The organism is Agrobacterium sp. 22-226-1, from assembly GCF_053522345.1.
In genome coordinates, this window is sequence record NZ_JBNWCP010000003.1 from 457,093 (window position 1) to 476,582 (window position 19,490).

The 19,490-nt window shown below is 58.1% G+C and carries 19 protein-coding genes and 1 tRNA gene; 17 read left to right on the forward strand and 3 right to left on the reverse strand.

All coding sequences use genetic code 11. The features are described from left to right. Positions 1-248 precede the first annotated feature (248 nt). Positions 249-920, reverse strand: coding sequence for a protein-L-isoaspartate O-methyltransferase family protein (locus ACQZ5K_RS07960; RefSeq protein WP_448740070.1), 672 nt, complete (start codon positions 918-920; stop codon positions 249-251). Positions 921-1,224: 304 nt separating this feature from the next. Between ACQZ5K_RS07960 and ACQZ5K_RS07965 the strand changes: the two genes are divergently transcribed. Next, positions 1,225-1,298 (forward strand) — tRNA-Cys (locus ACQZ5K_RS07965). Between the two features lie 106 nt (positions 1,299-1,404). Here ACQZ5K_RS07965 and ACQZ5K_RS07970 read toward each other — a convergent pair. Next, a complete protein-coding gene (locus ACQZ5K_RS07970; protein WP_003495626.1) occupies positions 1,405-1,557 on the reverse strand; it encodes a DUF3309 family protein in 153 nt (50 codons plus the stop codon). A gap of 708 nt (positions 1,558-2,265) precedes the next feature. Here ACQZ5K_RS07970 and ACQZ5K_RS07975 point away from each other — a divergent pair. Further along, a complete protein-coding gene (locus ACQZ5K_RS07975) occupies positions 2,266-2,571 on the forward strand; it encodes a hypothetical protein (protein ID WP_142779319.1) in 306 nt (101 codons plus the stop codon). 94 nt (positions 2,572-2,665) lie between these two features. Beyond that, complete coding sequence (locus tag ACQZ5K_RS07980; RefSeq protein ID WP_448740071.1) at positions 2,666-2,911, forward strand: DUF982 domain-containing protein; 246 nt, start codon at positions 2,666-2,668, stop codon at positions 2,909-2,911. A gap of 513 nt (positions 2,912-3,424) precedes the next feature. Here ACQZ5K_RS07980 and wrbA read toward each other — a convergent pair. Then, a complete protein-coding gene (gene wrbA / locus ACQZ5K_RS07985) occupies positions 3,425-4,024 on the reverse strand; it encodes an NAD(P)H:quinone oxidoreductase type IV (RefSeq protein WP_448740072.1) in 600 nt (199 codons plus the stop codon). 278 nt (positions 4,025-4,302) lie between these two features. Between wrbA and ACQZ5K_RS07990 the strand changes: the two genes are divergently transcribed. The 14 genes from ACQZ5K_RS07990 to ACQZ5K_RS08055 all read left to right on the forward strand — a co-directional run bounded on the left by ACQZ5K_RS07990 (position 4,303) and on the right by ACQZ5K_RS08055 (position 19,414). Next, entirely contained in the window at positions 4,303-5,094 is a 792-nt protein-coding gene (locus ACQZ5K_RS07990; RefSeq protein WP_003523372.1) for a competence/damage-inducible protein A, read from the forward strand. 221 nt (positions 5,095-5,315) lie between these two features. Beyond that, positions 5,316-6,161, forward strand: coding sequence for a universal stress protein (locus ACQZ5K_RS07995; protein ID WP_448740073.1), 846 nt, complete (start codon positions 5,316-5,318; stop codon positions 6,159-6,161). Positions 6,162-6,270: 109 nt separating this feature from the next. Further along, a complete protein-coding gene (gene gpt, locus ACQZ5K_RS08000) occupies positions 6,271-6,768 on the forward strand; it encodes a xanthine phosphoribosyltransferase (protein WP_003523375.1) in 498 nt (165 codons plus the stop codon). A gap of 554 nt (positions 6,769-7,322) precedes the next feature. Next, complete coding sequence (locus ACQZ5K_RS08005) at positions 7,323-7,454, forward strand: hypothetical protein (protein ID WP_256364474.1); 132 nt, start codon at positions 7,323-7,325, stop codon at positions 7,452-7,454. Continuing rightward, complete coding sequence (locus ACQZ5K_RS08010) at positions 7,444-11,262, forward strand: vitamin B12-dependent ribonucleotide reductase (RefSeq protein WP_448740074.1); 3,819 nt, start codon at positions 7,444-7,446, stop codon at positions 11,260-11,262. Before ACQZ5K_RS08005 ends, ACQZ5K_RS08010 begins: the two co-directional genes overlap by 11 nt. A 222-nt stretch (positions 11,263-11,484) precedes the next feature. Next, complete coding sequence (locus ACQZ5K_RS08015; protein ID WP_262513486.1) at positions 11,485-13,011, forward strand: adenylate/guanylate cyclase domain-containing protein; 1,527 nt, start codon at positions 11,485-11,487, stop codon at positions 13,009-13,011. 8 nt (positions 13,012-13,019) lie between these two features. Beyond that, positions 13,020-13,805 carry an E2 domain-associated cysteine-rich protein gene (locus ACQZ5K_RS08020; protein WP_262513487.1) on the forward strand — a complete coding sequence of 262 codons (786 nt, stop codon included), beginning with the start codon at positions 13,020-13,022 and terminating at the stop codon, positions 13,803-13,805. Positions 13,806-13,815: 10 nt separating this feature from the next. Beyond that, on the forward strand, positions 13,816-14,382 hold the full coding sequence (locus tag ACQZ5K_RS08025) for a Pycsar system effector family protein (RefSeq protein ID WP_262513488.1): 567 nt from the start codon (positions 13,816-13,818) through the stop codon (positions 14,380-14,382). A gap of 11 nt (positions 14,383-14,393) precedes the next feature. Further along, the gene (locus ACQZ5K_RS08030; RefSeq protein WP_262513489.1) at positions 14,394-15,092 is read left to right on the forward strand and encodes an adenylate/guanylate cyclase domain-containing protein; all 699 of its coding nucleotides are present in this window, start codon (positions 14,394-14,396) and stop codon (positions 15,090-15,092) included. 5 nt (positions 15,093-15,097) lie between these two features. Further along, positions 15,098-16,018, forward strand: coding sequence for a TIR domain-containing protein (locus tag ACQZ5K_RS08035; RefSeq protein ID WP_448740084.1), 921 nt, complete (start codon positions 15,098-15,100; stop codon positions 16,016-16,018). A gap of 240 nt (positions 16,019-16,258) precedes the next feature. After that, positions 16,259-17,473: a DUF4236 domain-containing protein gene (locus ACQZ5K_RS08040; RefSeq protein ID WP_448740075.1), complete on the forward strand. Its 1,215-nt coding sequence runs from the start codon at positions 16,259-16,261 to the stop codon at positions 17,471-17,473. A 270-nt stretch (positions 17,474-17,743) separates the two neighbouring features. Next, positions 17,744-18,439 carry a restriction endonuclease gene (locus tag ACQZ5K_RS08045; RefSeq protein WP_262513491.1) on the forward strand — a complete coding sequence of 232 codons (696 nt, stop codon included), beginning with the start codon at positions 17,744-17,746 and terminating at the stop codon, positions 18,437-18,439. A gap of 241 nt (positions 18,440-18,680) precedes the next feature. Next, complete coding sequence (locus ACQZ5K_RS08050) at positions 18,681-19,046, forward strand: hypothetical protein (protein ID WP_262513492.1); 366 nt, start codon at positions 18,681-18,683, stop codon at positions 19,044-19,046. 80 nt (positions 19,047-19,126) lie between these two features. After that, a complete protein-coding gene (locus tag ACQZ5K_RS08055; RefSeq protein WP_448740076.1) occupies positions 19,127-19,414 on the forward strand; it encodes a hypothetical protein in 288 nt (95 codons plus the stop codon). Positions 19,415-19,490: the final 76 nt, after the last annotated feature.

The window sequence follows — 19,490 nt, forward strand, 5'->3', positions numbered from 1 at the left end:
GGCCAAGCGTTTGAGCATTTCGCCGTCCCTGTCGCAGGATCATGCGGGGCAGAAATACGCACACCCCGAATCACCCTTAGTTTAGGTCAGCATAGCGAGGAACTAAATCACTGATTCGACAAGTTTCGTGATGATGCACAGCTTTGTGAGAACGGCCCGAAAGGACGCGCCCCGCCGGCAAACCGAACATAAAAACGCCGGGGCGGAAACTCCACCCCGGCGTCAAAAAGAAGAGGATCGTTTGCCGATCAGAAAACGAATTCGGCCGCCTTGGCAAAACCCGGCAGCGGCTTGACCGAAGCATTGAAGAAAGTGGCGGCCGATGTGCTGTTGCCATCGCGGCGATAAACGGTGGCCTTCGCGGCGCCGCCATATCCGACGACGACGATCAGACGGCCGCCGTCACGCAGCTGGTCGGTCAGTGCCGCCGGCACTTCCTCAACCGAGCCGTTGATGAAAATGAGGTCATAGGGCGCTTCGCCCGCATAGCCCTTTTCGAGGTCGCCGGTCACGACCGCGACATTGTCATATCCGAGCGAGGCGAGCGTCTCGGTCGCCTGTGCGGCCAGCCCCTCATCGCTTTCAAGCGAAACTACCGAACCGGCAAGCTGCGAAAGGATGGCGGCCGCATAACCTGCACCGCCGCCGACTTCCAGCACCACGTCCTCCTTCGACACGGCCGAAAGCTGCAGCAGCTTCGCCAGCGGCGAGGTCTTCATGACATAACGGGCCGGACGGCCATCGCGGGCGGGACAGATCTGCAGGTCCTCGTCCACATAGGCGATCTGCCGCACGCCCGCCGGCACAAATGCCTCGCGCGGCACGCTCAAAAACGCCTTCAGCACGGAATGCGACGTCACGTCGGTCGTGCGCAACTGGCTGTCGACCATATTGGCGCGTGCGGTTTCGAAATCCATCATATCGTATCGCCTCAATTTCACGGATGCCGGTCGGGAAGCCTCGGCTCCAAAAGCTCAAAACGGCAGGGGCTCACCCTCGCCTTTGGATAATCTCATAATTGCCCAAGCGCACGCTTTCAAGCGCGCTAAGCCGGATGTGTGGGAAAAAGCGACAGGATATCACGCCCATGAAGGAGACTTTTTATCGTAACGATCTGTCTTCGTGCGCAGAAACTAAAAAACAAGCGCATTCGAAATTAGGGCCTTGCACCCTAAATGGATTCGTTCTAAATGCCCGCCATCGCTCAAGACGACGAGCGGTTGAGGCCTCGTGGCGGAGTGGTGACGCAGAGGACTGCAAATCCTTGTACCCCGGTTCAATTCCGGGCGAGGCCTCCAAATCTTACATCACACCCAATTTCGGTATGAACTGAGCAGCGCCACACAGGCGCTTGAGTTCAACTCGCCTGTCATCATGCGAGCGACGCTGCCCCTTTTCGTATGATCAAATCCGCCCAAGCAGAACCAGGATCAGGACGATGACCAGAACCAGTCCGAGACCGCCTGACGGGCCATAACCATAATTATGGTAACCCCAGCTTGGCAGTGCGCCGATCAGGAAAAGAATGAGCAGGATGACGAGGATGGTGCCGAGCATGTGTAACCCTCCACTATTGGCATGTGCCCTGCCTGTTTGAACGATAAAACGCCCAAAAAGTTCCCTTTCCTGTATAGCCGGCAGCATAATGGTGGAAAGGCATCCTCTTCCGTTTCAACGGGTTACACCGGAAATTCGGGAATGCGGCCTTGGCTGCTCCGTCTCGGGAAGTAATTCTCTGGCTAATTATATCGCCGCAAAAGCCCCTGAAGGCCTGCGGCGGGCCGGCCTTCACCGGCCTTCACCAAAGCAGCGATTTATTCGAGGTAATTTCTCGGCCTATGTCTATCGGCAGTTGTCCGTCATATTAGCGCCAGTCCCCCGTACCCTGAAACTGGCGGGAGACGGAGAGATCTGGCATCACTGGCAGTGCGCCAGATCTCTCCCGCCCCTCCCCACGCTCCTCGAATTCTCCTTTGCAGGCACACGGATATTTTACCGACTGTGTTTGGCGTTCCCCTTGCCTTGCCGGTTTCACTCCGACTAGACCCCGGATCGGGAGGGAGAAACGAGAATCATATGTCCGGTTTTGCGAACCTCATCCCGCTTTTCATCTTCGGCCTCCTCGTCTACTTTTTCTTTCGCTGGGTCGCGCGCGACATTCAGAATCCGAAGAGCAAATAGTCGGGGAAATCGTCTCCGGCCCCCTGCCCGCCGGGAACCGCCGCGCCTCGACATCGTTTTCACGGACGCACTTCGGAGGACAGGATGAAAACGCTCGTATCGCCGGCCGCTATCGCGCTTACACTGGCGCTTGCCGGATGCACCACGGCCGGACCGGCCGCCTATGTCGGCCCCGCGCCCTATGTCGAACCCATCCCCGGCAGCATCATCTACAGAGGCCAGCCGCGCACCAAACTGACGAAATCGCCAATCGGCAGCACCTTCACCCATGAATTCCGCATCGACGGCAGCACGAGGGCGGTGGAAACCTACCGCATCGCGCCGGACCGCTCGCTGGAACTCATCGACCGCCGCATCATCCGCGAATGGCTGTTCGGGCGCGACGACTGACCACACCGCAACCGCGCGAAACGGGCCGGGAACGGGATTGCGCATCCTGGCCGCTTGGTTTAGAGCCGGGCGCAACAACCACTATGGATAGGCGATGAATACGCGCTGGCAAAAACCCGTCCTGATCGCGTTCGAAACGCCGGGCGACTATACGAGCATCGACACCACGCAGGCGGCCTCCTGGGCGCTGATCGAGGATTGGCCGATCGAAGACGGCGATGCGCTGGACAAGGTGCTGCTGATCTGCGCCGCCGTCGATGCCGGCAGGAAAAAGCCCGAGGATGCGCGCAAGGCCTTCATCGCAGCCGCAATCGAAGCCGGCCTCGATATCAAGGCCTGACGGCGGAACACCTGCCGGCCGTCGACTAAAAATGCCGCCTGCGGCGTCAGCTTTTCAGAATAAGACGTTGGATGGATCGCAACAGATGGAAGCTTCCGGAAACATGAAAAAAGCCCTGTTCATTTTTCTCCTCTCCTGCTTGGCGATCGGCCTTCTCGGCCACCTCGTGGTGGCCTTCGTCGTCACCGGCTGAAGCGCGAAAATCCTCTCCGCCGGAAGACGGGGCGAGTGGACATTAGAATTTCCTGAATTTCATTCTTTCGTTATGGAACCGCGATAAACTCTGGCCGTTCTCTTTTCATCCAACAGGAGGAGGATTGGAATGCGTGACGGATTGAACGGTTTTCTCGAAATCTCGATGCTCGGCTTCGTGGTCGCAAGCTGCCTTTTCATGGTCAACCTACCGATCTGACCCACGGCAAAAGTTCTTCTTCGACAGGACCGGCGACGTGACGTTCCGGCATTAAAAAATGCGGCCTTGTGGGCCGCATTTTTTTTCAACAGATCATCCAATCAGGCGGAAAGCTTGGCGGCGAGTTTCGCCACATGCGCGCCCTGATAACGAGCGGCTTCCAGTTCGATTTCGGAAGGCTGGCGCGAGCCGTCGCCATCGGTGATGGTGGAGGCGCCATAGGGCGAGCCGCCCTTGATTTCATCGACGCCCATCTGGCCCTGGAAAGCATAGGGCAGACCGACGACCGCCATGCCATGGTGCAGGAAGGTGGGGATGAAGCCGAGGATGGTCGATTCCTGGCCGCCATGCTGCGTGGCGGAAGAGGTGAAAGCCGAACCCACCTTGCCGACCAGCTTGCCGCTGAACCACAGGCCGCCGGTCTGGTCCCAGAAATTGCGCATCTGCGAGGCGACCGTGCCGAAACGCGTGCCGGCGCCGACGATAATGGCGTCGTAATCCGCCAGTTCGTCCACCGTCGCCACCGGGGCCGGCTGATCCAGCTTGAAATGGGAAGACTTTGCAACTTCTTCCGGAACGAGTTCGGGAACGCGCTTCACCACGGCGTCCGCGCCGGTGGACTTCACGCCCTCGGCAACGGCATAGGCCATTTTCTCGATATGGCCGTAAGAGGAGTAATAAAGTACCAGAACCTTCGTCATTCTCTTCGTTTCCTTTGCTGGAACTGTTTCCGGCGTACCGGCGACAAGCTTCTTTAAAAACTCAATGATCATCGGCTTTGACCTGTAAAAAGCGTATGACAAAAAGGTAGCGGACGGATCGGTCTGCCGCCAGCCGGGGATTGGCATACGCACTGTTCACGATGAGTGAACGCTCGGGGCCATCGTCAACCAATCCCCCTTTTGCGTTTCTTCAAAACCGCTTTGCATTCGCGCTGGCGCGGCGTTAACGTCGGGTGAAACAGATGACGAGTGCAACCATGTCCAATCCCTCCTCCGCCCAATCCGTCGTGACCGCCGCCATGCTTGCCATTGGCGACGAACTGCTTTCGGGCCGCACCAAGGACAAGAATATCGGCCACCTCGCGGATGTCCTCACCATGTCCGGCATCGACCTGAAGGAAGTGCGCATCGTCGCCGATGAGGAGGAAGCGATCGTGGAAGCGCTGAACGCATTGCGCGGCCGCTATGATTATGTCTTCACATCAGGCGGCATCGGCCCAACCCATGACGACATCACCGCGGATGCGGTCTCTGCGGCGTTTGGCCTGCCCTGCGAGCACGATGCCGAGGCGCTGCGCCTGCTGGGTGACATGTATCGCGTCCGCGAGATGGAGTTCACCGAGGCGCGCAAGCGCATGGCGCGCATGCCGAGAGGAGCCGCCCACATCGCCAATCCCGTTTCCGTCGCCCCCGGCTTCGTCATCGGCAATGTTTACGTCATGGCTGGCGTGCCGCAGGTGTTTCAGGCCATGCTGGACAATGTCATGCCGACGCTGCGCACCGGCGCAAAAGTCATGTCGCAGGCGGTGCGGTCGCCCTATGGCGAAGGCGATATCGGCACGCCGCTGACGGCCATCCAGAAAGCCCATCCCGAAACCAGCATCGGCTCCTATCCCAAATATGACGGGCAGCGCTTTTCGACGGAGATCGTGGTGCGCGCCCGCGACGCCGGCGTCCTGAAGGCGGCAGCAGACGCGGTTGCGGCCATGATCGAGACCATCGGACATGAAAAAAGACTGGCAGCCAGCAAGGGCGATGCAACCGCCTAAGGCAGAAAAGGCTTGAGACAGAAGAGGCTTGAGACCGGGAAGCTTTGACCAAAATCAAGGTGGCGGCCTGTAAAGGCGGCCACTCTCCCCCTGAGCATTTCCAGGAAAAGCGGAACAGCTTTTCCGTCCGGACAATGCATAAAACAGAGACTTGGATCGTTCTGGCGATTCGAAGAAAAGCCAGAACGATCTGAAAACGACATGTCACCGAGGAGAGAGAAATGGGTTACAAGACGATATTGGCAGTGGTCGACAATGTTTCGAACACGCAGAAGCTCGGCGAATTCGTGGTAAGCCTTGCCGATCAGTTTTCCTCGCATGTGATCGGCCTGCATATGGAAACGCTGGCCGCTGTTCCCCTCGTCGCACCGATGGAAATTCCCGATCCCGCCACCGTGCAGGCGCTGCAGGACGTGGCGCATAAGGAAACCATCGATGTCGGCACTATCTTCGAGCGTACGCTGGCCGCCAACGGCATCTCGCACGAATGGCGCAGCTTCGTCACATCGGTGGGTTACGCCTCCGCATCGGCAATCGACAGCGCCCGCTGCGCCGATCTCATCGTCGCCCGCCAGAGCAACTCCTCCGCACTTTCCGACAGCCGTTCGGATATTGACGGTTTCCTTTATGAAAGCGGCCGCCCCGTTCTCCTCGTGCCACATGTGCTGACCGTTGCGAAACCGATCAAGCGCGTCCTGATCGCCTGGAACGGCTCGCGCGAGGCGACCCGCGCCACCTTCGACGCCCTGCCCTTCCTCAAGGCGGCCGATAGCGTCGAGATATTCTCCGTCGATCAGGCCGAGAGCGAAACGCAGTCTTCCGGCCTCGCCGGTGCGGAACTGGCCGCCACGCTCGCCCGCCACGGCGTCAACGTTACCGTGACCTCGCAGGAAAAGATCGCCGGCGTCTCGCCGCAGGCGGCCATCGAAAACCGGCTGTCCGATAACAGCATCGACCTTCTTGTCATGGGCGCTTACGGCCATTCCCGCTGGTGGGAACTGCTGTTTGGCGGTGTCACCCGCACCCTGCTCGATTCCATGACGGCGCTGACGCTGCTGTCGCGTTAAACCGGTGGAAGTGGATTGAGCTACAAGACCGTGCGGAAAGCTTGCCTTTTTGCCGGTCTTGCGGCTATTAGCCAAAGCCATCGACAATTTTGACCAGATGGTAGACGACATGTCCCTTCCCGATAAAGCCTTTCCCGTCTCCTGGGACCAGTTCCACCGCGATGCCCGTGCGCTTGCCTGGCGTCTTGCCGGCCTTGAGCGGGAGTTCCGCGCGATCGTCTGTATCACCCGCGGCGGCCTGGTGCCGGCGGCGATCATTTCCCGCGAACTGAATATCCGCCTGATCGACACGGTCTGCATCGCCACCCGTCATGATTACGTCAATCAGGGCGAAACGGTTCTGCTGAAGGGTGTCGCCCCGGAACTTTCGGCGGATGGCGGCGAAGGCGTGCTGGTGCTGGACGACCTGACCGATACCGGCAAGACCGCGCTCGAAGTGCGCGAAATGCTGCCCAAGGCGCATTTCGCCTGTGTTTACGCCAAGCCGAAGGGCGTGCCGACCATCGACACCTTCGTCACCGAAGTCAGCCAGGACACCTGGATTTATTTTCCCTGGGACATGGGCTTCACCTATCAGGAGCCGATTGCCAAGGGATCGCGCGGCTGACGAGCCCCGAAGAGAAAAATCACGCTTTGGAACCGCCCCATTGGGGCGGTTTTTTTGTCGGGAACCGCCTTTATGGCGACAGCTAAAAAACACGGAAAAACCGCAGTGTCGCCTTTATGCCTCACCCCGGAAATGCGGGGTTTTGTCTTTCCGTTGCGGAAACCAGCCTCGCGCAAGCTTCAAACTTTCCCGCCAAGTCACTGATTTTTCTAAGAGCTTTTCCTATCCCCGTTTTCCACAGGCACTCCACACAATATCTTGTGGTTAAAAATGGGTTTCAATCTATGGCTTGACGAATCTGTGCCGCGAGAGGAAAGTGACAATTATGTTGCGGCGGCAACGGACCGGAAAGTAACGAGGCCGGTTCCTCTCCATCTTCAGCGCGCATGTCCAAAGCGGCGTCCCGGCCATGAGGGGGCGGTTCGCCGCAGGCTTTTGCGCGCCTTTTCGGAACCGCCAAAAACATGACGCGGGGACTGGCGGCAGGAAGCTGTTGATACTATATTTAGTATTCCATGACATGCTTGCAGCCGAATAAGCCACGAGATACAGGGATGACATCCAAGGATGAACATCCCTTTCAGATCGGCAACAACCGGCTGCGCGAAGGCATCGCACGGCTGGACCGGATTTTTGCGCCCTTTACCGGGCGCCCAATGGACGAGGACAGAAACCATGCGCATTGAACGCCGCTTCACGAAGCCCGGCCAATCGCCTTATGCGGAAATCGACTTCCGCAAGGCCGTCAGTGAAATCAAGAACCCGGATGGATCCATCGTGTTCCGTCTGGCTGACATCGACGTTCCCGCGCAGTTCAGCCAGGTTGCGACCGACGTTCTGGCGCAGAAATATTTCCGCAAGGCCGGCGTACCGAAGTTCCTTAAGAAGGTTGAGGAAAACGACGTTCCTTCCTTCCTGTGGCGCTCGGTGCCCGATGAAAAGGCGCTGAAGGATGTGCCGGAAGCCGAGCGTTTCGGCTCCGAGACCGATGCGCGTCAGGTTTTCGACCGTCTGGCCGGCACCTGGGCCTATTGGGGCTGGAAGGGCAAATATTTCTCGTCCGAAGAAGATGCGCTGGCTTTCCGCGACGAGCTTGCCTACATGCTCGCCACCCAGCGCGTTGCGCCGAATTCCCCGCAATGGTTCAACACCGGCCTGCACTGGGCCTATGGCATCGATGGCCCCGGCCAGGGCCACTTCTATGTCGATCCCTTCACGGCTAAGCTGACCAAGTCCAAGTCCGCTTACGAACATCCGCAGCCGCATGCCTGCTTCATCCAGTCCGTTGAGGACGACCTCGTCAATGAAGGCGGCATCATGGATCTGTGGGTGCGTGAAGCGCGCCTGTTCAAATACGGTTCCGGCACCGGCTCCAACTTCTCCTATCTGCGCGGCGAAGGCGAAAAGCTTTCCGGCGGCGGCCGCTCCTCCGGCCTGATGAGCTTCCTCAAGATCGGCGACCGCGCAGCCGGCGCCATCAAGTCCGGCGGCACGACCCGTCGTGCGGCCAAGATGGTCGTTGTCGATGCCGACCATCCGGATATCGAAGCCTATATCGACTGGAAGGTGAACGAGGAGCAGAAGGTTGCCGCTCTCGTGACCGGCTCCAAGATCGTCGCCAAGCATCTGAAGGCGATCATGAAGGCCTGCGTCAATTGCGAGGCCGACAATGGCGATTGCTTCGACCCGGCCAAGAACCCTGCCCTGAAGCGCGAAATCCGCGCTGCCAAGAAGGACATGGTGCCGGAAAACTACGTCAAGCGCGTCATCCAGTTCGCCGAGCAGGGTTACAAGGACATCCAGTTCAAGACCTATGACACGGATTGGGATTCGGAAGCCTACCTCACGGTTTCAGGCCAGAACTCCAACAACTCCGTCTCGCTGAAGGACGACTTCCTGCGCGCTGTCGAAAATGACGGTGACTGGAACCTCACCGCCCGCAAGGACGGCAAGGTCATGAAGACGCTGAAGGCCCGCGACCTCTGGGAAAAGATTTCCCACGCCGCCTGGGCATCGGCCGATCCGGGCCTGCACTTCAACACCACCATGAACGACTGGCACACTTCGCCGGCCGCCGGCCCCATCCGTGCCTCCAACCCGTGCTCGGAATATATGTTCCTCGATGACACGGCCTGCAACCTCGCCTCGCTGAACCTTTTGCAGTTCAAGGATCAGGCAACGAAGCGCATCGATATCGCCGATTACGAACATGCCGTTCGCCTGTGGACGGTCGTGCTCGAAGTCTCGGTCATGATGGCGCAGTTCCCGTCGCGCCAGATCGCCGAACTCTCCTATGAATACCGCACGCTCGGCCTCGGCTACGCCAATATCGGCGGCCTCCTGATGTCCTCGGGCATTCCCTATGACAGCGCCGAAGGCCGCGCCATTGCAGGTAGCCTCACCGCCATCATGACCGGTGTGTCCTACGCCACCTCGGCCGAAATGGCCGGCGAGCTCGGCCCCTTCCCGGGCTTTGCGCCGAACCGCGACAACATGCTGCGCGTCATCCGCAACCACCGCCGCGCCGCCCACGGCCAGTCGGAAGGTTATGAAGGCCTGTCGGTCAACCCGGTCGCGCTCGTCCATGGCGATTGCCCGGATCAGGACCTGATCGCCCATGCCGTCGCCGCCTGGGACAAGGCGCTGACGCTCGGCGAGCAGCACGGCTACCGCAACGCCCAGACAACGGTTATCGCGCCCACCGGCACGATCGGCCTCGTGATGGATTGCGACACGACCGGCATCGAGCCCGACTTCGCGCTGGTGAAGTTCAAGAAGCTCGCCGGCGGCGGTTACTTCAAGATCATCAACCGCGCCGTTCCGGATGCGCTGCGTTCGCTCGGTTACTCCGAAAGCCAGATCGCCGAGATCGAAGCCTATGCCGTCGGCCATGGCAATCTCAACCAGGCGCCCGGCATCAACCCTTCCACGCTGAAGGCCAAGGGCTTCACCGACGAGAAGATCGAAGCCGTCAATGGCGCGCTGAAGAGCGCCTTCGACATCAAGTTCGTCTTCAACCAGTGGACGCTCGGTGCCGACTTCCTCAAGGAAACGCTGAAAGTTTCCGATGAGCAGCTCTCCGACATGAGCTTCAACCTGCTCGAGCACCTCGGCTTCGGCAAGAAGGACATCGAAGCGGCAAACGTTCACGTCTGCGGCGCGATGACGCTGGAAGGCGCACCGTTCCTGAAGGCCGAGCATCTGCCGGTCTTCGATTGCGCCAACCCCTGCGGCAAGATCGGCAAGCGTTATCTCTCTGTCGAATCGCATATCCGCATGATGGCGGCGGCACAGCCCTTCATCTCGGGTGCGATCTCCAAGACGATCAACATGCCGAACGATGCGACCGTCGAGGATTGCGGCAGCGCCTACATGCTCTCCTGGAAGCTGGCGCTGAAGGCCAACGCCCTTTACCGCGATGGCTCCAAGCTTTCCCAGCCGCTCAACGCCTCGCTGGTGGAAGATGAGGACGAAGAAGACCTGATCGAAGAGCTGATCCAGCAGCCGGCTGCACAGCAGGCCGTGACGATCACCGAAAAGATCGTCGAACGCGTCATCGAGCGTGTCTCGCGCGAGCGTGAAAAGCTGCCGAACCGCCGTCAGGGTTACACCCAGAAGGCAACCGTCGGCGGTCACAAGGTCTATCTGCGCACCGGCGAATTCGGCGATGGCCGCATCGGCGAAATCTTCATCGACATGCACAAGGAAGGTGCGGCCTTCCGTGCGATGATGAACAACTTCGCCATCGCCATTTCGCTCGGCCTGCAATATGGCGTGCCGCTGGAAGAATATGTGGAGGCCTTCACCTTCACCAAGTTCGAACCGGCCGGCATGGTGCAGGGCAACGACGCGATTAAGAACGCCACGTCGATCCTCGACTACGTGTTCCGCGAACTCGCCGTCTCCTATCTCGGCCGCCACGATCTCGCCCATGTCGATACGTCGGATTTCTCCAACACGGCGCTCGGCAAGGGTATCCAGGAAGGCAAGACCAACCTCGTTTCCACCGGCTGGACCCGCGGTTACAAGCCGACGCTGGTTTCCAGCAATGGCGGCGAACGTTCGTCTTCCGAGCCAAAGGGCTCTGCAACGGCAGCCCCTGCCCGCGCCTCGGCCAACGTCACCTCCTTCGCCGGCTCCGCCGCCCGCAAGCTGGAACCGACGGTCTCCATCGCAACCTCAGAAATCGTCTCCTTCAAGCGGGACTATGAAGAGCGCGCCAGGGAACTGGCCGAAGAAATCGCCGAGGAAGTGATCGACGACGTCGCCCAGGAATCCCAGCAGACGGCCACCGCCCTCTTCTCCGACAAGGCCGCCGCCGACGCTGCATCGGCCAAGACGGAAGCCAAGAAGGTGGAAAACGAACGCCGCATGCGCTCGATTGCACAAGGGTATACCGGCAACATGTGCTCGGAATGCCAGAACTTCACGATGGTGCGGAACGGCACTTGCGAGAAGTGCGATACTTGCGGTGCGACGAGTGGGTGCAGCTGATAGCTAAACCGTGAAGTAAATCGCCCGGTGAGAAACCAACCCTAGTACTGGCCAAATAGCCTTAGTACTGGCCATTTTGGAAACTGAAACTGGCCAACGCCTCAAATGACTATTTCCGGGCACTGAAAAGTGCCCGGAAAATGCCCAACAGAACAAACAGTGAAACAATCGCGTAAGTTGGACACCGTCCAAAGCACACGGAAATCCTGGAGTTTAGTAGCAATGGCAAATAGCTGGAAGCACGACCGCGCCAAAACTGCAATCGACGCGCGCATCAAGGATGTCGAAAACGTAACGGTGGTCGACTACACGCGAACCACCTCACTTCAGTCGATTCCAACGAACAAGGCCTATCGCCTGGACGGCGTTCATCTCTATATCGACATCGTCAACTTCGAAGAGATGCTCTGGTCGACGGATACCGAAGGACAGACCTCCCACAAGCGCGCTCTCCGGTTCCTGAATCTCCATTACCGAGCAGTGCACCGCATCTTAGCCGACGCAGATGCTATTCGGGTGGACTTCCATAACCAGCGTCTGCACGCCGTCATCGCCAAGCCTTACGGAACGGATGCGGCAGGTGACCGCGTGGACCGCGCGGTGGCGATAGCAAAGCTGATCGTGGATGTTCTTGCCGAAACCGGCGACGATGACGAGAATATCCCTAATGCGAAGGTGCGCGTCGGCATCGACACTGGAAAGGCGCTGGCCGTAAACAACGGGCGCAATGGCTACCGCGAGCCGCTTTTTCTCGGTCGCCCGGCAAACATCGCCGCAAAGCTCGCGTCGAACAATAAGGTGATCGGAATCTATCTGAGCAACGACGCCCGCGATGCGATCGATCTCGACACCGTAGATGTGCCTGCAAAGACGAAGCTCACGGACGATGAAATCGCACACTGCGAAGACAATGCCCAGCTCGGCCTGAGCAAGGACTCGATCGTAAGGGAGTGGAGAAAGGATAACGAGAACAACCCCATCGGGTCCTTCTCCTTCTCTCGAGCGACCCCCCCCTTAAAGAACCTGGATATCACCGTTCTTACGCCGGGTAACTCTCGCCGTATGGACATGGTCTCGGTCTACGCCGATGTGGATAATTTCACCGCTTATGTCGACTCCCACATCGACGATGACGCGGAAGATGTCGTCCGCTGCCTTCATGTTATCCGCGCAGAACTTGATCGTGTTCTCACCTCGGATTTCTCCGGACGCCGGATTCGCTTCATCGGCGACTGCGTCCATGGTCACATTCTTGAGGGCACCGCCTACACCACCGACACAGATGCCACCATCTCCACTGCAGTACTTTGTGCTGGCGGACTTCGCAGCAGTTTCGATCTTGCTCTCGAACGCCTTCAGGATAACGGCGTGGACACAGACGATCTGGGCCTAGCCATCGGCTTTGACTTTGGCCCGGGTTCGATCACACGCCTTGGAATGCAGGGGAGCCGCGTTCGGTGCTCCGCCGGGCGCTCGGTGCTGCTGTCCGAGGCCGAACAGAAGCGTTGCGATGGAACGCAAACGGCAATCGGCCAGTCGGCCTACGATGAGGGACCGTCTTCGGTACGGAAGCTCTTCGGGTCGTCCCGCCGGGTCGCTAACCTGACCTACGATGTCGCACTCGAAGCACTTGCCGCCGAAGATGATTCCACAGCAAAGGCGGCGCGGGCCGTGCTCTATGCGGCGGCGAGTCCTGCCATCGCTCGAGCGGCAGAGACACCTTTCCGCCCGCATGCGAAGATCGATTGAGGCCAGCGTTGTCGCCGATCGAACATCTTCACAGCGTGGCCCATGAGAACCACGCCCGGCTCATCTCTGGCAATGACGAACGAGCGATATACGGCGTCCGTCCGCCCAGCGCATCCGGCGCTCCCTCATCCGAGTTCATCCTAGAAATCTCACGGGAGGGGGAGACGGTGTCGGTAAGAGAGGCGGAGGCTACCCTCCTGCCGTCTTTCTGTGCAGAGCGGCACATCAATCCAGGCGGTACGTTCTGCCTCTACTGGGGTGAAGTTGAACCAACGCAGATCAAGGACCACGAGGATGCGGAGGCTTGGTGGGGAAAGCTTCTAACCTTTCTGCTCCGCCAACGTTCAGCAGCCGTGCTACGACGCTGGCCGGGCAAGGCTGACGCTCGCGCGCATGGTTCGGAGGCTGCGCGTTTCCAGACGATGGCGGAGGAGAATGCCGAGGCACTTGGTCCCAGGTTCGTGGCCTTGCTGAGAGACGATCGCCTTCGTTTGGGGCGTGGGCACCGCCGGGAGCGTATCGCACTTCTCCAGGACGGCCGACGCGTGGTCACCGTCGTGCCCACCGTGCGGCGTGTGATGACGCTGCGTCAAAGATGCAAATGTGAACATGCTGATGTTCGTCGTCTCCCGCTGGCCTCCTGTGGTGATCACGCGCGGCTGCTTGCCGAACTCGTCCTTAACATGGACGGCTGGCGAAAAGCAGAAGCCGACTTCTACACGCATTTACGCGCCGCCAGTCAGGTCTGCTGCGGCACAATGGACGATTGCCCGCTTGCACGGATTTCCGGCTGAGGAAAAGAGGATGGCCAAGAACGACCAACAGGAAGCATATGAGAAGCTGCTCTCGGCCAACCACGGCAGGATGATCGACTTCGCCAAATTTGCCGAGGCCAAGAATGCTGCCCTCCTCACCTTCTGCTCCGTCTGGATGGGAGCAATCATCACGCTCCTACGGGCTCCGCAAGAACTGCCTCTCGGCTACAACCACGCCTTTAAAGCGGCCCTGCCCCTTCTCTTCATCGCCGCCATGATCAGCCTGAAATCCCTGATGCCCAAGTTTCTTGACCAGATGCATAAGCGCGAGGACGATTACAAGAACCTTCTTTATTTCGGTGACATCGCCAAGGGAGGAACGAAGGACTATCCAGATATGGCAGCCGATCTCTACATGCCAACCGGTAACGACTCAGCGACCGCTACCTACCTCCGTGATCTGTCGGTACAGACCGCGATCCATGCGAAGATCGCCCATCGGAAGTTCCGAATGTTCAACTGGGCCGGATTCCTGGTTCTGACCGCTTTCGCAATCATGACGATGCCTCCGCTGATCTTCTGTATCCGCTGGGCAATCAGCCAATTGCATTGCTGAGGGGTATCACGATGACGATAGCCGACGATATCAGAGGCAATGCCAGCACGACCTTTCGTACTAACTGGAACGTGCGTGAAGGAACGACCGTACCGGAGCCAGCGGACCTCAAACTTTCGAATGACGCCGTACATCTGAAAACCGCCACGATACTGTACGCGGATCTGGACGGCTCCACGAACCTCGTTGAAAAGAAGACTTGGCAGTTCGCAGGCGAAGTCTACAAGACCTTCCTCTATGCGACCTCACGCCTAATCCGCAAGCATGGCGGGACCATCGTTTCCTATGATGGCGACCGCGTGATGGGCATCTTCATCTCAAACAGGCAACGCAATGTTGCGGTCTCCTGCGCGCTTGAAATCAACTATGCGATCAAAAACATCGTGCAGCCGGAGTTGAGCAAGCAATACAAGACCGACTTCAAAATCCGGCACATCGTAGGCGTGGATACTTCCGAAATCAGAGCTGCAAGGACCGGTGTCCGCGGCGACAATGATATTGTCTGGATCGGGAATGCGGCCAATCTTGCCGCCAAGCTCACGGCGCTCAACGCGGATCAGCCGACATGGATTACCAAACGGGTCTACGACTACCTTGAGAACGACCAGAAGAATGGCCCTCAGGGAGAAAACATATGGAAGTCGTGGAACTGGTCACAGCACAATAACGATGCGATTTGGTCAACGACCTACTGGAGGAGCTTCTCTTGAGCAGGATGCTTGAACGTTTTCAAGGCGACGAAGGCAGGGACCTGAGAATCGAGGCATTCCTATCTCAGACGATCGTCGGCCGTGATACCTCGTTGGCCGAAGAACTAGCAGATCTCGCAGAGTTGCTGGAATACGATACTGGGCAGACACTGATCGAGCAGAATGCAGAGGACAATGATATCTTCCTGATCGTGTCCGGATCTTTCGGCATCCACGTCAACGGCCGCCGCATCGGCGCGCGGGGACGTGGGGATCACGTCGGTGAGATGGCAGCAGTGGAACAGACGCAACGCCGATCCGCAACCGTTGTCGCAGACGAGCCGTCGATTGTCGGCAAACTGACCTCTCAGCAGTTCGCATCACTTGGCAAAAATTACCCTGATATCTACAAGCAGATCGCCCGCGCACTTTCACGTAGGCTTCTGGAACGGAACAAGCATGTCGGTGCCTTCAGAGAGAAAACACGCGTTTTCATCATCTCTTCCGCCGAGGCACGGCATGTAGCCCGTCTTGTCCGCAACGCATTCGAACACGATACCGAAACGATCCTAGCCACCCTGTGGACAGATGACGTCTTCAAGGTCGCAAACTACACCCTTCAAGATCTCGAATCTCAGATCGACGACTCGGATTTCGCAGTTGCGATAGCCCACGCAGACGATCTCACCGAGAGCCGTGGAAAGCCGTGGCCGAGTCCTCGAGACAACGTCGTGTTCGAACTCGGACTGTTCATGGGAAGGCTGGGCAGGCAGCGCGCAATCCTCATGGAGCCGCGCGACGAGAAAGTGAAACTCCCCAGTGATATGAGTGGCATTACGACGATCCCCTACAGGTACGAGGGCGGTCAGGATACAGCCGCGCTCATCGCTCCAGCTTGCGACAGGCTCCGCGCCCACATTCTCAAGCTAGGACCATTCAATGGATAGCTATCGAAACAAGCCCAACGCCCCTTCTGATTGTGCCGGACTGCCGGAACAGACTTGTGCTTGCTCTTTTCTTGCCCGATATTCCGAAGCAGCTAACCTATGAGTGTTGCGTAGATTCCATGCTTTCGGAGCGAGCCTCTCAACGGAGGAGAACCTCGGTTAGTTCTGGAACCGATTAAAGCTGACGAATGCCGGGGAAAGCCAGATTTAACTGCGGAGGCCTTGGTCGGGGGGCGGCAATTGCCATTTTACATTCGAAAATCGGTTTCAGCAGGACCGTTTCGCTTCAACTTTTCCAAAGGCGGGGTCGGCGTTTCCGTTGGCATCAAGGGCCTTCGGATTGGAACAGGTCCACGCGGGCATTACATCCACGCAGGCCGCGGGGGTCTCTATTATCGCGCCACGCTGGGCGACGCTGGACGGAGTCGATCATCGGGAGTCGCTCCCTTTAAGCCTTCCCATGATGTGACCTTCGACAACAGCGACGTCACGATGACCGAGATCGAGTCCGGCGACGTCATGTACATGCAGGACGAGTCGTTCTCGGAACTCCTCAATGAGATCAACTCGAAGGCTGGGCAAACGCGGATGTCCGCCGCTTTGATGTGGACGGCTGCGGGCATCGGTACATTTGCAGGCCTAGCGTCCGGAGGCCCAGGATTGTTGCTTTGCGCACTGGCACTTCCAGGCTGGGCGATCGGCAGGTGGTTAGACTCGTACCGAAGAACCACCGTCCTCTATTACGATCTCGAAGGCGATGCGGAGTCAGCGTACAATCATCTTGTGCAAGGATTTGACGGCCTCAATGGATGCGCTGCGAAATGGCACATCGAGGCCGGGGGCGCAGTTCAAAACCTCACCGCTTGGAAGCGCAACGCGGGAGCGTCCCACCTCGTCAACAGGAAAGCAACCACCCTCGCCTACAGCCTTCCTTCGGTTATCAAAAGCAACGTGACACCTCCTGCCCTTCATGTTGGCAAGCAGATCATGTTCTTCATGCCCGACATCGTCCTTGTCCAGGAGGGCGGCCGGGTCGGTGCCGTGAACTACGTCAATCTAAACATCAGGTGGCAGGATTCCAGATTCATCGAAACCGAGCGCGTACCGAGCGACGCGAAGATCGTGGATTACACCTGGAAGCATCCAAACAAGAACGGCGGTCCCGACCGCCGTTTCAAGGACAACCGGCAGATCCCCGTGTGTCTTTACGAGGCAATCCATTTCACTAGCAACAGCGGCGTGAACGAACTCGTCGAGTTTTCCCGGACAGGAGTTGCAAGCTTTTTTGCAGATGGCTGCCGGATGCTGGCGGCACTACCGCGAGAACGAACAGTCGAACTACCCTCGGCACCTGCCAACGATGTGATGGAGGCCACACCCACTGTTGAACCAGTGCGGAAACGCAATCGGCTCACAGCGGCAATCCCCCCCGAATCCCAACCTTATCGCCGCTGACCCGTGTTGTTCTCAAAGATCGGTAATAGGTTCGGAATGTACGGTTCTTCCCTAGCCATCGGCCGCAGTCGATACGACGCCTTCGCAAGTGCTATGAAGCTGACTGACCGATTCATTCGCCCAGAGAAACAGTGAGAATCTCGTAACCCCTTCACTCTCTGCATCTTACACCAAGGGCCGGCCGCCCTCCGGAAAGCTCTCATTTTTAGTCGGGTCTTGGCCTCTCACCAACGAGCCTTAATCCTTGGAATATCTCAAACGAGTTTCGCGATGACAGCATGGAAAGACTATCAAGAGGAAGCCGCAGCATTTTTCCGCTCGATCGGACTTACTGCAGAGACCGACCAGCGAATCGCTGGCGTTCGAACGAGGCATGACATCGACGTGCTTGTGCGATCGCACCATTATGGGTTCGAGATAACCTGGATCGTCGAATGCAAACAATGGAAATCCCCCGTTTCAAAATTGCACGTCCTAGGGCTTCGAGAGATCGTCTCTGACATCGGCGCAGACCGCGGGATTCTGTTGTCGGAAGCAGGCTTCCAACGAGGTGCAAAGGAAGCAGCGGGGTTAACGAACGTTCAAGTTACTTCTCTAGCAGAAATGCGGCAGACAACTGGTCCACGTCTCGCCGCCATGAGGATCCAGGACCTCTTCGACAGGGTCGAGATTTGCCACGATCGGTATTGGCGAATTCCAAAACATTGGCGTATCGAAGATGGTCTTCGTCCTGATGTAGGTGACCATGGTTATTCTGCCAACGTTGTGATCGACGGCTGCAGAGATGTGATCTCAAGAGCAATTCGTGGAACTTTTCCCTTCGAATCTCAGCATATGGGTGTTTTTGTATTGGAACCGTTACGTGGCGAGTTTGCGACAATCGAGAATGTTCTAGTTCGCGTAGAGCCACTAATAGACGAGCTAGAACATCGTCTCGCAGCGTCTGAGCGAAAGCGTGGCCTCTGATTATCTTCGCAGTTGCCATGCACGAGATTATAGCATCTGCCGCGATTGATCTGGCCGCGAGAAAATCGAAATGACCCGATTGAATTCAGATGCAATGCCGTCGAAGCTGGCGACTGGTTGAGTGGAGTTTTGGATGTGGACAACGCCCAAGCTACGCGCGCCACCGTTGCTCATCTTGCACCCCGTGCTATCTTCACAGTCGAATATGAGTCCTTACGCCATGATGGCACCCGGAGGATGCATGAGCAGCCACACGTTCCAGGCGCGTGTCCGAGAGTGGACTGCGGCCTGCTTCCCGCCCTCCGTGCAAGGCGATGTCAAGGAGCGGACTCATCGATTTCTCGAAGAGGCCATCGAGCTCGCGCAAGCATCAAACTGCACTCGCGAGGATGCACTCGCGCTGATCGACTATGTCTTCTCTCGTCCAGAAGGGGAACCGTTTCAAGAGGCTGGAGGTGTGCTCGTCACCCTGGCTGCCTTGTGCAATGCCCAGGAAATGGACATGGATCTTGCGGGTGAACACGAGCTTTCCCGCAACTGGTCAAGGATTGACAAGATTCGCGCAAAGCAGGCCGCTAAGCCACAGGGATCGGCGCTTCCCCAATGATCGAAGCAGCCTCCCTCGCCAGCGTCACGCAAGCCTCCGTCGCAACACTGCGACTCAAGGGCTGCAGGTAGGCGCGCAGCATGGGCATTCAGATCTCGTATGGAAGTTCCGAGCTGAAAGATTGCTGCCTCGTCCGAGAGATGGCCGAACAAGTCTACGGTAGGACACTGGCCGACCGCCTTACGACGGCTATCGCGGAAGCCGAAGCGTTCGACAATGCCGAGCAATGGCGTGATTTTCTTGGGGAGGACCTGATGTCGACGGCAACTAAATCCTTTCAAGTTTCGTTTGGTTCGGTGTACGTCGCATCGTTTGCGGCAATCGACAACTATCAGACAGTCAATGTGTTGGTTTCCACGCGGAACTGAGCCGGTTTTTCCACCGAGAAGTGAGCCACCTCTAAGTATGGTTGTCTGATCAGGCTTTGGTCAATGGGTTGGCCTT